The organism is Halobacillus sp. HZG1, from assembly GCF_035818575.1.
GTDB lineage: Bacteria > Bacillota > Bacilli > Bacillales > Halobacillaceae > Halobacillus > Halobacillus litoralis.
In genome coordinates this window covers 316,607-330,572 of record NZ_JAYLVQ010000061.1, presented here as the reverse complement: position 1 = coordinate 330,572, position 13,966 = coordinate 316,607, and the positions used below count along the sequence as shown (strand labels likewise).

At 45.2% G+C, this 13,966-nt stretch carries 14 protein-coding genes; all 14 read left to right on the top strand.

Annotation, left to right across the window (positions count from 1 at the left end; genetic code table 11):
- The first annotated feature begins 217 nt into the window (after positions 1-217).
- Positions 218-619 (top strand): hypothetical protein, encoded by a 402-nt coding sequence (locus VKA52_RS10745; protein ID WP_160910898.1) that lies wholly within the window; start codon positions 218-220, stop codon positions 617-619.
- Positions 620-836: 217 nt separating this feature from the next.
- Positions 837-1,907 carry a peptide chain release factor 1 gene (gene prfA, locus VKA52_RS10740; RefSeq protein WP_160910899.1) on the top strand — a complete coding sequence of 357 codons (1,071 nt, stop codon included), beginning with the start codon at positions 837-839 and terminating at the stop codon, positions 1,905-1,907.
- A gap of 1 nt (position 1,908) precedes the next feature.
- Complete coding sequence (gene prmC, locus VKA52_RS10735) at positions 1,909-2,769, top strand: peptide chain release factor N(5)-glutamine methyltransferase (RefSeq protein WP_326315648.1); 861 nt, start codon at positions 1,909-1,911, stop codon at positions 2,767-2,769.
- A gap of 88 nt (positions 2,770-2,857) precedes the next feature.
- Entirely contained in the window at positions 2,858-3,454 is a 597-nt protein-coding gene (gene spoIIR / locus VKA52_RS10730) for a stage II sporulation protein R (RefSeq protein ID WP_160910901.1), read from the top strand.
- A 54-nt stretch (positions 3,455-3,508) separates the two neighbouring features.
- Positions 3,509-3,820, top strand: coding sequence for a hypothetical protein (locus tag VKA52_RS10725; RefSeq protein WP_206947515.1), 312 nt, complete (start codon positions 3,509-3,511; stop codon positions 3,818-3,820).
- 228 nt (positions 3,821-4,048) lie between these two features.
- Positions 4,049-5,083: an L-threonylcarbamoyladenylate synthase gene (locus tag VKA52_RS10720; protein WP_442788842.1), complete on the top strand. Its 1,035-nt coding sequence runs from the start codon at positions 4,049-4,051 to the stop codon at positions 5,081-5,083.
- 69 nt (positions 5,084-5,152) lie between these two features.
- Complete coding sequence (locus tag VKA52_RS10715; protein ID WP_237417425.1) at positions 5,153-5,680, top strand: manganese efflux pump MntP; 528 nt, start codon at positions 5,153-5,155, stop codon at positions 5,678-5,680.
- Between the two features lie 71 nt (positions 5,681-5,751).
- Entirely contained in the window at positions 5,752-6,360 is a 609-nt protein-coding gene (locus VKA52_RS10710; protein ID WP_160910909.1) for a low molecular weight protein arginine phosphatase, read from the top strand.
- Positions 6,361-6,788: 428 nt separating this feature from the next.
- A complete protein-coding gene (gene rpiB / locus VKA52_RS10705; RefSeq protein ID WP_206947519.1) occupies positions 6,789-7,229 on the top strand; it encodes a ribose 5-phosphate isomerase B in 441 nt (146 codons plus the stop codon).
- 157 nt (positions 7,230-7,386) lie between these two features.
- Positions 7,387-7,950 carry a TIGR01440 family protein gene (locus tag VKA52_RS10700; RefSeq protein ID WP_326315657.1) on the top strand — a complete coding sequence of 188 codons (564 nt, stop codon included), beginning with the start codon at positions 7,387-7,389 and terminating at the stop codon, positions 7,948-7,950.
- Between the two features lie 23 nt (positions 7,951-7,973).
- A complete protein-coding gene (gene glyA, locus VKA52_RS10695; RefSeq protein ID WP_160910912.1) occupies positions 7,974-9,230 on the top strand; it encodes a serine hydroxymethyltransferase in 1,257 nt (418 codons plus the stop codon).
- A gap of 340 nt (positions 9,231-9,570) precedes the next feature.
- Complete coding sequence (gene upp / locus VKA52_RS10690) at positions 9,571-10,203, top strand: uracil phosphoribosyltransferase (RefSeq protein WP_160910913.1); 633 nt, start codon at positions 9,571-9,573, stop codon at positions 10,201-10,203.
- Positions 10,204-10,233: 30 nt separating this feature from the next.
- Complete coding sequence (wecB, locus tag VKA52_RS10685) at positions 10,234-11,382, top strand: non-hydrolyzing UDP-N-acetylglucosamine 2-epimerase (protein WP_326315646.1); 1,149 nt, start codon at positions 10,234-10,236, stop codon at positions 11,380-11,382.
- 368 nt (positions 11,383-11,750) lie between these two features.
- The gene (locus tag VKA52_RS10680) at positions 11,751-13,910 is read left to right on the top strand and encodes a S8 family serine peptidase (RefSeq protein ID WP_326315645.1); all 2,160 of its coding nucleotides are present in this window, start codon (positions 11,751-11,753) and stop codon (positions 13,908-13,910) included.
- Positions 13,911-13,966 lie beyond the last annotated feature (56 nt).

Here is a 13,966-nt window from a genome sequence, read left to right as displayed (position 1 = left end):
GCGGGAAAAAAGTGCTTGGTGAGACCCCACAGGACGCAGTCCGAGGAGGCTCACCGCGCTCCCGCGGAAAGCGAGTCATTCCCCGCAGCCCCCATCCACTCAACAAACGTCTCGAAACTGAGTCTTCAAGAAACCTGCCATTATGTTGAATAACGAATGGGGCATAAGTGGGGTGGTTTCGGAGACAATAACGGTAAAAAGAGAAGAGGTGCTAGAGATGAGAAGTTTCTTACTAATGGCCGCAATGGCTGCCGTTTTGTTGAGTGCATGTGGGTTGCAGGGAGATAAATACCAAGGGATGACCAGTCGTGATGATGTAGAGAACATGGGCTACAATAATGAAGTGACTCGAGGAGAAGAGAGCCCGCGTTCCATGAACAAAGTCGGATATACATGGGGGCTGAAACAGGACAGGGAGAATATGAAAGCAGCAGCCCAACAACTACCCGGGGTCGAAGTGAAAAGGGTTACGCTTGAAGCAAACCAAGCGTGGGTGACGGTACACATCGAAGGGGATGAAGATCTCTCCAAAGAAGAAAAAGCCGAATGGAAAGCTCAAGTTCAAGAAGCTGTTTATCAGGCTGTCCCTCGCTATGACATTCATGTAAGAATCAAGTAACTTTTTGGATGGCCTCCGTTCTTTAGGTAGGGGAATGACTAAGTGTCTGCGTGAAATTCCGTGGAACAAAGTTGTTTCCCTTTTTCTTCCTCTATGGAGATACGGTTACCAAAGTAAAGCACGTGAAGACATCTTTTTTGAGGAATGGGTTGGGCGGTTGTATCCATGACCTCTCTATAATATAATTAGAATGTTATGGAGAAAGAGGTGCATACCATTGATTGAACGTTTACAAACATTAGAAGATCGTTATGAAAAATTGAACGAATTACTTAGTGATCCTGAAATTATTTCTGATACGAATAAACTGCGTGAGTATTCCAAAGAACAATCCGGCCTGCAGGAAACAGTGACAGCTTATCGTGAGTATAAAGAAGTGGCAGAGCAGCTGGATGATGCGAAGGCGATGCTTGACGACAAAATGGATGCGGATATGGTGGAAATGGTCAAAGAAGAGATTCATGAACTTTCCACACGCAAACAAGACCTTGAAGAACGGTTGAAGGTTCTTATGCTTCCGAAAGACCCGAATGATGATAAGAACGTCATCATGGAAGTGCGCGGAGCAGCGGGCGGAGATGAAGCTGCTTTATTCGCTGGTGACCTATATCGGATGTACGCACGGTATGCTGAGGCGCAAGGTTGGAAAACAGAAGTCATTGAAGCGAATGCCAGTGACGTCGGTGGTTATAAAGAAATCATCTTTATGGTGTCTGGGAATATGGCTTATTCCAAGCTGAAGTTTGAAAATGGCGCTCACCGTGTCCAACGTGTACCGGAAACAGAATCGGGGGGACGTATTCATACGTCTACTGCGACTGTCGTTGTCATGCCTGAAGCTGAAGAAGTTGAGGTGGAATTGCATGATAAGGATATTCGAGTCGATACCTTTGCTTCAAGTGGACCAGGAGGGCAGAGTGTCAACACGACCATGTCCGCTGTACGCCTGACCCACGAACCGACGGGTACCGTTGTATCGTGTCAGGACGAAAAATCACAAATTAAGAACAAAGAAAAGGCGATGAAAGTTCTTCGGGCTCGTGTTTATGATAAGTTCCAACAGGAAGCCCAGGCAGAATACGATGAAAATCGTAAGTCTGCTGTAGGTACAGGGGACCGTTCCGAGCGGATCCGTACGTACAACTTCCCGCAAACACGTGTGACGGATCACCGAATCGGTCTAACGTTACAAAAGCTTGATCAGATTCTCCAGGGAAATATGGATGAAATCATTGATGCTCTATTGATTGAAGAGCAAACGAAAAAAATGGAGCAGATTGGTGAATAGTATGCAGCCTACTTTTACGTCGATTCGGGAAGCCCGCCGCTGGGCTTCTCTTTTTTTACAACAACATCAACGGGAACCGAGGGTGGCTGATTTATTACTCGAACATTTTTTGAAATGGACACCCTCCCAACTTCTTGCTTTTGACGATCAACGGTTATCTGATGAAGCAGAGAAGGATTTCGTCCAAGCAGTCAGACAGCATGCGGAGACAGGGATTCCTGTCCAGCACCTTACAGGAGTCGGTCACTTTTATGGACGGGAATTTCAAGTCAATGAAAACGTGCTGATTCCAAGGCCTGAGACGGAAGAGCTGGTCCTTGGTGTTGTGGATTATGTCCGTGATGAAAATTTGCAGACGCCAAGAATTATTGACCTTGGCACAGGAAGTGGTGTCATTGCGATTACCCTTGCTACCGAACTTCCGGGGAGTGAGGTTAGTGGTGTAGACCTCTCAGAGGAAGCTCTTGAAATAGCTGAAAAAAATGCTGCTCAGCATGGGGCCGATGTTCGCTTTTATCGAGGGAACTTTCTGGAATCACTGCTTGAAGAGCCGTTCGACATCATTGTTTCCAATCCCCCTTATATTGCTTTTTCAGAAAAAGATAAAATGGACGATACTGTGGTGGATTTCGATCCGGCGCTTGCTCTATTTGCTGAGGAGGAAGGGTTGGCTGCATACAAAACCATCCTTACTCAAATCTCACATATGAAACAAAAACCAAAATGCATCGCATTCGAAATTGGTCATGAACAAGGACGCTCGGTTTCGGCGCTCATTCAAGAGATGCTGCCTGAATGTCATACGGAGATACGTCCAGATATAAACGGGAAGGACCGCATGGTCTTTGCCATTGTTAAGTAACCAAATAGAAGATTGATAGATTTATGGTTTAAAGTGTAGGCACCCTGTCCATACTAGCGACTAGTAGAGTGACAGGGAGGAAATGAAAATGAAAAACAGTTGGCTCTTATTTTTATCCTTATCTATTATTATTGCGGTCCTCCCATGGGGACAACAATCGCAAGCACAACCTGAATTTCAAGTCATTCCGGATGAAGCCATTCGTCTTCGCATATTAGCAGATAGTAATGATCAAGCGGATCAGAAAGTTAAACGTATGGTAAGAGACGAGGTCAATGCTGAAATTACTGAATGGGTAGCTGAATTGACTTCGATTGAAGCGGCGAGGGAATTGATACAGGGGCGTCTTCCCGAGCTTCAGGAGATTGTAGGGCAAACCCTTGAAAAGGAAGGGATCCAACAGGATTACACGGTCGACTACGACTCCAATGTTCAATTTCCGACGAAGTTGTATGGTTCCTTTATCTATCCAGCCGGGGAATATGAAGCCATTCTCATCACACTGGGAGAAGGTGAGGGGGATAACTGGTGGTGCGTCCTGTTCCCGCCACTATGTTTCCTTGATTTCTCTAATGGGACGAGTGTAGCAGAAGCGGAAGAAGTAACAGAAGAAGAAGTAGAGAAAGAAGAGGAAGAGGAAGTACAGTTCTTTGTCGTGAAAATATGGGAAAGCATCTTTTCCTAGCATAGAATCCACCCCCCTTTTCATAGAGTAGAACAAAGGGGTGTGGATTCTATTATGTATATCGAACAAATAGAAGATGAGTTGTATCAGTTGAAAAAAGCCGACCAGCCGATCGGATCCTTCCGTCTGATCCAATTATCAAAGGGGGCGGGGAAGCTTGAACAACTCCAAGTGAAAGACCATATTTCTCCCGGTAGAATTTTAGAGGTGTTTGAAGTGATTCAGACCTATGTGGAGAAAGTAGGTTTAAGAGAGCTTCATGTGGAAAGTCATTCCGATACACTCGACTTTCTTTTGCAGCATCAACAGTTCAAGAAAAAGGATGTCGAAAAAAGGTTGTGGATTTATGAAGTTAATCACAGTTAATTGTGTATAAGTCGCTTAATTATCCACAAAACGGGTATTAATTGTTAATAAGTTGTGAATAGGAAAATTTCATTCGCATATTTACTAACGGATTCTTTGGATATGTGGGTAAAATTGTGGATAACTTGAGGACATCTTGTGAATAATGTCTAAATTTGCGATATTTTGTAGAATTAATCATAATAAAAATGACAGCAGATACGGAATAAAGGGGTTCGTACGATGAGTATGGAAACGAAATGGTGGAAACAAACGGAAAACACAAGGGATTTGGATGCTCAAGTCCAGGAAGCCTCGACTCTTCTGAAAGATAAACAGGTTGTCGCTTTTCCTACCGAAACGGTCTACGGTTTAGGTGCGGATGCAACCGAAGAAGAAGCGGTACAGCGGATTTTTGAAGCCAAAGGCCGGCCAGCAGACAATCCTTTAATTGTTCATGTGGCAGATGAGGAGCAGGTGGGTCAATTAGTTGCAGAGATTCCCCCTGTTGCGCGGAAACTGATGGACGAATTCTGGCCCGGTCCGTTGACGCTTGTTCTGAAGAGCAATGGAACAGCTGCTGTTAATGTGACGGCGGGATTATCCACGATTGGCATTCGAATGCCTGATCATCCACTTGCTCTAACCTTGCTTCGGGAGACAGGAAAACCATTAGCAGCTCCAAGTGCCAATCGTTCAGGTCGACCCAGCCCTACAACGGCTGAGCACGTCTATCAGGACCTGGACGGTAAAATTGCTGGCATACTTGACGGAGGCCCCACAGGTGTTGGTGTGGAGTCTACTGTAGTGGACTGCACGACGGAAATGCCTGTTATTTTAAGACCGGGCGGGGTAACGAAAGAAGATTTAGAACGGGTTCTAAAGCAAGTCATGATGGATCCTGCTCTCGCTGATGAAAAGCAGAAGCCTAAATCACCCGGGATGAAATACACCCACTATGCACCGGAATCACCGCTTTGGCTGGTGGAGGGTAATGATGACTTCTTTTCCAGGCAACTTCATGAATTGAAGAAGGGTGGAAACAGAGTCGGGGTCATTGCAAGTGATGAACTAGCAGAAAAACTTGATCACTATCCTCTTATACGTTGTGGTTCAAGATCTCAGCTTCATCAAGTAGCAGAAAAACTTTACGGTGCCTTAAGAGAATTTAAAGAGTCGGATGTAGATCTTATTTTATGTGAAACTTTTTCTGAAGAAGGTGTAGGAGCGGCCATTATGAACCGATTGAATAAAGCCGCTATAAAAAGAATCCAGACCTTCTGACATACGCCCCTCCACTCATGCATACGATGATATAGCATGTCCGGGGAGGGGAAGATTCAGTTGGAGCATATGACTTCACTAATTTTGTTATCGATTGCTTTAGGTCTTGATGCATTCTCTGTTTCATTAGGAATGGGATTACAGGCAATTAGGTTAAAGCACGCTTTTTTTGCCGGGATTGTCATCGGGGTTTTTCATATGGTCATGCCGGGGTTGGGCATCCTGCTTGGTAAATGGCTGTCTGATAGTGCAGCTGAATGGGCTGAATTGGCTGGAGGAGTAATGTTGTTCGGCTTAGGTGCTTATGCGGTCTTTGCGTCGTTCACGGAAAAGCACTCGATTTCATATCGAATGACGGGCATCGGCTTGTGGTTATTCGCACTAAGCGTCAGCATTGACAGTTTCCCCGTGGGTTTCAGCTTAGGCTTAAGAGAAGCGGAAATGTTCATATCCGTCCTATCTTTCGGAGTATTCAGTATGGCTTTGACATGGACAGGCTTCATCATAGGTCGCCGGGCAGGAGGTTTACTGGGTATATATAGTGAACTTCTTGGAGGAAGCATATTGTGTGCCTTAGGGTTAAATGCTATTTTTTGACATGTTTTTCACCCGATCTGTACCTATGGTACTATAGAGAAAACGGACTATTGATGAGGGGAAGAGTGGCTATGAATATATTATTTGTCTGTACAGGAAATACATGCCGAAGTCCGATGGCAGAAGCATTGCTAAAATCGAAGTATGAAGAAGGAAATGTTCAATCCGCAGGAATTTTCGCAGGGAAAGGGGAACCTCTGGCAGAGAATTCAGAACTTGTTCTTAAGGAGATCGATTTGGACCTGGACCACCAGACCAAACCTATCGATCGGGACCTTCTGGAATGGGCGGATCTTGTGCTCACCATGACAGACCGCCATAAACAAACCCTCGCCCTTCAGTACCCGGACGCTCAAGGAAAATACTATACGCTGAAGGAATATGTACTCATTGATGAAAATCAATGGCGACATTTAAAGAGCCTTTATGCAGCCTTTGAAGAGAAGCGTTTGTCTATCCTGAATGAATATAAAGGCAAGATCGATGACCAGGATCTTGAGCAAAAATTGTTCGATGAACTTGAGGATGAAATCAAAGAAATCGATCAGCGGGAGAAAGAATTGCCTGATTTGAATATCATAGATCCCTTTGGCGGGAACATCACCATCTACCGGAATACCCGTGATGAGCTCAATCACTATATTGAACGTCTCGTAGAAAAACTTCGCGACGAGGAATAAACCGGTTTCTATCAGACGTACCATCCTCGTCGTCTCGCTGTTTTATTCCATCATTTATACATATCTGAAAATCCCAGCGCCCCCCCTCTGGGATTTTTTATTTCTCCTATTCCAGAAAAGCTCCCTTTTCTTGAAGACTCAGTTTCGAGACTTTTGTTGAGTGGACCGGGCTGCGGGGAATGACTCGCTTTCCGCGGGAGCGCGGTGAGCCTCCTCGGACTACGTCCTGTGGGGTCTCACCATGCACTTTTTTCCCGGAGCCCCTAAATCCACACAAACATCTCGAAATCGAGTCTTCCACAATCCTGCCAAATTCTTTAATAAAAACAGAAGGGCTGGTAGATGAAAAGAGTCGGATGGAGAGGATTGACAGGGGAGAGGGAAACTGTCACGATAAGGTTGATATTAGAAGACGGGAGTGTCTATAGATGAAAGTGATCCTTGCCTCCGACCATGGCGGAGTGAACTTACGAAAAGAAGTAGCAGACGTTTTGAATGAACTTGAAGTAGAATTCGAAGACATCGGTTGTGATTGTGAAGATTCCGTCGACTATCCTGACTACGCAATCCCTGCAGCAGAACGTGTAGCGAATGGAGAATTTGATAAAGCGATCCTCATCTGTGGAACAGGAATCGGGATGTCGATCTCCGCTAATAAAGTAAAGGGAATTCGTGCCGCATTGGTGCATGACCTTTTCACAGCCAAAGTCACTCGCGAACATAACGATTCGAATGTGTTATGTATGGGTGAACGCGTCATCGGCCCAGGTTTAGCGCGTGAAATTGCTAGAACATGGGTGTCTACTGACTTCGAAGCAGGTCGTCACAAAAGACGTGTAAGTAAGATTGCCGAATATGAAAATAAGTAATACAATGGGATATAGAAAAGCTGAAGCTTTTTTAATAGCTGATGCTGACAATTGAAGGAGGAGCCTGATGCTTCTCCTTTTTTTGTAAATAAACCGCTTATAGGGAGTTATTCCCCTATTTGTGCTGACACATAGAGGAGGTAGGAAAGTGACGGATGTGAAAAGCATTCAAGCGGATGTTCGCGCTGTGGTCGATCAGCTTATGGAAACAGACAGCCTACAACCAGGTGTTTTTGTCATTGGCTGTTCAACAAGCGAGATTGCAGGGGAAAGAATCGGCACTTCAGGAAGTGAAGCTATTGCTGAAGTAGTTTTCAGTGAGCTGCAAAATCTTTCAGAGCGCTCCGGCGTTTCACTTGCGTTCCAGTGCTGTGAACATTTGAATCGTTCATTAGTTGTCGACCGTGCAGTAATGGAAGATCAGCGTTTAACAGAAGTATCGGCTATTCCTGTGCCCACAGCAGGCGGATCGATGGCATCCTTCGCTTATAAGCATATGAAAGATCCTGTGCTTGTGGAGAGGATTGAAGCTAAGGGTGGGCTTGATATCGGTGCCACCCTCATCGGGATGCATTTAAAACGTGTAGCCGTACCGCTTCGTATCGCTCAAAAAAGCATCGGTCACGCCCACATTACGGCAGCGAAAACCCGACCTCCTCTCATCGGTGGGGCACGTGCGGTTTATGTAAGTCAAGAAGAAGCAGGTTCTTGTGATCATTAGGAATGGAAAGGGGAAGCTAGACCATGAATCATGTAAAATCAGCAGATGCAGAAATTTTTGCAGCCGTCCAGGATGAAAGACAACGCCAGCAGGATAATATTGAATTGATTGCTTCAGAAAACTTCGTTTCAGAAGCCGTTATGGAAACGATGGGTTCTGTGCTTACGAATAAATATGCGGAAGGCTATCCGGGCCGTCGTTACTATGGTGGTTGTGAACACGTAGACGTTGTGGAAAACTTAGCCCGCGACCGCGCGAAAGAACTGTTTGGAGCCGATCACGCTAATGTTCAGCCGCACTCTGGTGCGCAAGCGAACATGGCCGTGTATTTCACTGTGCTTGAGCATGGAGACACAGTCCTCGGTATGAATTTGAATCACGGTGGTCACTTGACCCATGGCAGCCCCGTCAACTTTAGTGGGAAGTTGTATAATTTTGAGGAGTACGGTGTAGACGAAAACGATGAAACGATTGATTATGAGGCTGTGCTTCAGAAAGCCAAAGAAGTGCAACCTAAACTGATCGTTGCAGGTGCCAGCGCCTATCCACGAGAAATTGATTTTGCTAAATTCCGTGAAATAGCTGATGAGGTAGGAGCTTACCTCATGGTCGATATGGCCCATATCGCAGGGCTGGTTGCTACAGGTCTACATCCGAACCCTGTACCACACGCTCACTTCGTTACGACCACAACCCATAAAACATTGCGTGGCCCTCGTGGTGGAATGATTCTTTGTGAAGAATCTTTTGCTAAAAAGATCGATAAAACAGTGTTCCCGGGAATGCAGGGCGGTCCCTTAATGCACATCATTGCAGCTAAAGCTGTATCCTTCAAGGAAGCTTTGCAGCCAGAGTTCAAAGAATATTCCCGGCAAATTATCGCCAACGCAAAGCAACTAGGCGCATCCCTTATTGAAAAAGGGGTAGATCTAGTTTCTGATGGGACAGACAATCACCTGCTTTTACTTGACTTACGCAGCAAAGGCTTGACCGGCAAAGTAGTCGAAAAAGCTTTAGATGAAATCGGTATTACGACAAATAAAAATACGATTCCGTTCGATCCTGAAAGCCCGTTTGTGACAAGTGGTATCCGTATCGGTACAGCAGCTGTTACGAGCCGTGGCTTCAAGGAAGCGGAAATGGAAGAAATTGCAGATCTGATCGCCTTCACTCTGGACAATCACGAGGATGAGGCGAAAATGAAAGAAGCGGAAAAACGTGTACGTGAATTAACATCCCGCTTCCCGTTATACCAGACACTCAACTTTTCTTCCATTTAATGAACGAAACTACCAAGAGCCACTAGATTGATCTAGTGGCTCTTATTTAAGAATCTGGCAGCATTATGGAAAACTCGATAGCGGGATGTTTCGCGGTTCTTTTCTTGAGATGTGCGGGACAGGTGAGACCCGGAAGGCGTAGCCTGAGGAGGCTCACCGCCCGCCCCATGGAAAGCGAACTGTTTCCCGGAGCCCCTAAAATCCAACAAACATCTTGAAACTGAATCTTCCAGAGTAAGGAGCATTTCTGTAATAATTCGTAATCTAATCATAGGTTGCAGAGAGGTTTCTTTTTCTGTACAATTTAAAGGATGTAAATTTTCAGAAGGAGTGAATGGCAATGGCAAACGTTTATGTACTGGATCACCCATTGATTCAACATAAGTTGACGTACATACGTAAAAAAGAGACAGGGACGAAAGACTTCCGTGAATTAGTAGATGAAGTAGCAGCACTTATGGCCTTTGAAATCACCCGCGATCTTCCATTGGAAGAAGTGTCTATCGATACACCAGTCGTACAGGATGCGAAGGCAAAAGTACTGACAGGTAAAAAGATCGGCCTTGTTCCTATTCTAAGAGCTGGGCTTGGTATGGTAGATGGAATTATCCAATTGATTCCGGCTGCGAAAATTGGGCACGTCGGACTTTACCGCGATCCAGAAACACTGCAGCCCGTCGAATATTATGTGAAGCTTCCAAGTGATATTGAAGAACGTGAACTGATTGTCATCGATCCGATGCTTGCGACAGGCGGATCAGCCAACGAAGCAATCCACTCCTTGAAGAAACGTGGAGCAAAACAGATTCGTTTAATGTGTCTCGTAGCTGCGCCTGAAGGTGTAGAAGCTGTGCAGGAAGAACACCCGGACGTGGATATTTACCTTGCGGCTCTTGACGAGAAATTGAACGAAAAAGGATACATTGTACCTGGTTTAGGAGATGCGGGAGACCGTTTGTACGGAACCAAATAAAACCACTTCCTCATTAAAGGAGGAGCACTCATGACAGAACGCATTAAAGTAATGACGATATTTGGGACAAGACCGGAAGCTATAAAAATGGCACCGCTCGTCCTTGAGTTGAAAAAACGTTCAGAACAGTTTGAACCAATCGTTGCAGTAACCGCTCAGCATAGAGAGATGCTGGACCAGGTGTTGAGTATTTTTGATATTGAACCGGATTTTGATCTTGATATCATGAAAGCCCGCCAGTCACTTGCTCAAGTGACGACACGTGCTTTGGAAGGTTTAGATGAAGTGATGAAGGAAACGAAACCTGATGTTGTGCTTGTCCATGGGGATACAACAACAACATTTGCCGCTTCCTTGGCTGCTTACTATAACCAAATTCCTGTCGGGCACGTGGAAGCTGGACTCCGTACCTGGAACAAGTACTCACCGTTTCCTGAAGAAATGAATCGCCAGTTGACCGGTGTTATGGCGGACCTTCATTTTGCACCGACGAATAAATCAAGAGACAATCTTCTTGCTGAAAATAAGTCGGAAGACAATATCTTTGTTACCGGGAATACAGCTATTGATGCTTTACAGACGACGGTAGCGGAAGACTATGCCTCTGCAGTGCTTGATGAAGTAGGGGATAAACGCCTTGTTCTGATGACAGCACACCGTCGTGAAAACCTCGGAAACAACATGAAGCAAATGTTCCGCGCGATCAAGCGTCTTGTTCAGGAGCACGACGATATTCAAGTCGTCTATCCGGTTCACCTGAATCCGGTGGTTAAAGAAACAGCGGACGAAATCTTAGGGAATGACGATCGAATCAAGCTGATCGAACCGCTTGATGTCATCGACTTTCACAATTTCGCTTCAAGAGCACACCTCATTTTGACTGATTCAGGCGGCGTACAGGAAGAAGCACCTTCACTGGGTGTTCCTGTCCTTGTCCTTCGTGACACGACAGAACGTCCGGAGGGGATTGATGCAGGCACATTGAAGCTTGCAGGAACGGAAGAGGATCACATCTTCCATCTCGCTCATGAATTGTTATCGGATGACAAAAAACATGAAGCGATGTCCAAAGCCTCCAACCCGTATGGAGACGGACAAGCTTCTGCCCGTATCGCAGAGGCGATTCGTTATTTCTTCAAACATCGTGAAGATAAACCTGCACCATTCGAAATCGAATAAGATGAACATAAAAGGGCGAGGTCACCAAGACCTCGCCCTTTTGTTTATTCTCCACGAACATACTCCCCTAATATCTTCTTATTGTTTGTCAGCGCCTAGAAGACCGGGATTAATAAAATCATTAAAGTCACTGATAAAAATGTGAAAGACACCGATAAAAGAGCAAAAGTCACCGATAAACCCCAGGAACCTACCGATAAAAGCTTAGAATCCACTGATAAATTTCGTAACGGATCATATTGCGTTCTCTTATGTAAATAGAGAGGTATTTGAAAACACAATAGGCGTTCATTTTGTTTAAGATCCTTAAATGCTTCCGCATAAACGTTCAGCTAAAACAAATGCTATGGAAAAAGGAGCACAAGCTTATGCGATATGGGATTGTCTTTTTCACTTGCCTATTTATATTGACCGGATTCAGTGCTCCTGAACCGAACGATGAAGTAACCATCATTGTCGAATTAGATGAACCACCTGAGAGTTTCTTAAAAGAACTAGAACGAAGACTACCGAGGCTTGAAGTGGTGACGAGTTACGATACGATTTTTTATGGAGTAGCGATTAAAGGGACGGCGGCAGAGTTGGAAAAAGTGGCAAGAATGGAAGCTGTGAAAAATCAACATCCCGTACGTACTTATGAAGCATTAGAGGTAAAGGAAGTTCCTGATTTTTCAACGGAATTTATTCGTAATCAACTGAGTAACCCGCAGACAGGGAAAGGCGTTAAAGTTGGAATTATAGATACAGGCATGGACTACAACCACCCGGATTTAAAAGACAATTTCAAAGGTGGCTATGACACCGTTGACTTTGACGACGATCCTATGGAAACAGAGGAGGAGGGCGCAACAATTCATGGCACGCATGTCGCTGGTGTTGTAGGGGCGAATGGGGAAATGAAAGGCATTGCCCCAGATGCTGACCTCTATGCGTACCGGGCTTTGGGACCTGGAGGAGTAGGTTCGTCTGTGCAAGTCATTGCAGCGATTGAAGAAGCTGTGAATGACGGTATGGATGTCATCAATCTTTCTTTAGGGAATGATGTGAATGGTCCGGACTGGCCAACGACCCATGCTGTCAATAAAGCCGTAGAGTTAGGTACAGTGGTTGTCGTAGCGGCCGGTAATTCTGGCCCGGACGGCTGGACGATCGGTTCTCCAGCTACTTCCTCTGATGCCATCACGGTAGGGGCTTCTGCTTTATCTATGAAGGCCCCTGTGCTGAAAGTCCCGGGTGAAAGGGAAACGGTACTGGTTCAGACAATGTCTGGATCTGTACCTTGGGAATTAGCAAAAAAATATCCCCTCGTTTTTGCGGGGACAGGTGAAGCTGAGTATGGGAATGTACGTGGAAAAATCGTTTTGTTTGAAAGAGGCGGCATTCCTTTTAGTCACAAAGCTCTCAAGGCCTACCAAAAAGGCGCGGTCGCTGTACTCATCTACAACAACGAAGAAGGGAACTTTCAAGGAGGATTGGATGGAGTGAAACTGCCCATTCCCGTAGCGTCTCTATCAAACGAAGCTGGGGAATGGCTGAAGGAAAAGGTCATCCGGCAAAATCAATGGGTGGAAACGGTAAATGTTCCTTTAGGTGACCAGGTTGCCCCCTTCAGCTCGCGTGGACCAGTCACAACGAATTGGGAGATTAAACCGGATATACTCGCCCCTGGGGTGGATATATTCAGTACTGTTCCAGGAGGTTATCAATCGTTGCAAGGAACAAGTATGGCAGCCCCTCATGTGGCCGGGATGGCAGCATTGATGAAAGAGGCGCATCCGGATTGGAGCCCCGCAGAAGTCAAACAGGCGCTGACAACTACAGCAGATTTAATTGGTACAGGAAAACAGCCTTTCCCACCTACTGAACAAGGAGCAGGTTATGTAGATCTTAACGAAGCTCTTGAACCTGATCTGCTCATTGGGCAAAGTTCATTGTCTTTTGGAAAAATCGATGACCAGATCTATCGAAAACAATTACCTTTAAAGATAAAGAATTTAAAAGATGAAACGGTTACTATTTCCATTGAAAAGCCGGGTACGCAACGTGGGGTTTCATGGACGGTGCCCATGTCACAAAAAATAGAACCCGGACAAACGAAGGAATTGTCTGTTGAATTGCGTGTGTCTGCCGCATTTTTAGAAGATGGGGTTCATGAAGGATTTCTTAAAGTTAAAGAGAAAGAAAAAGTTTATACCCTCCCATATGTGTTTGTGAAAGAGACCTCAGGTTATGAAATTGTGTCAGGTTTTGAACTGGAGACGTCCTGGCAAAACGATCGAGTGGGTGATTATCGTTTCCACATAGCGGAAGATGTGGATGAATTGAGAGTGGATTTATATCGCGCAGGTACGATGTTAACAGCAGGTACTCTATTGGAGATAAAAGATTTAAAATCCGGACTGATTGAAGGTGAAGTGGATATAGATGACTTGAACTTGGATGGTAGTTATCTTGCCATAGTAACCGTTGTAACAGATAAAAAAGAGTCGATCTATCCGTTTCCTATTTATATAGAAGGAAATCGGTAAAAAGACGCTGCGCACTGAAGCGCAGCGTCTTTTGTAATGATGATGAGGGGCTATGT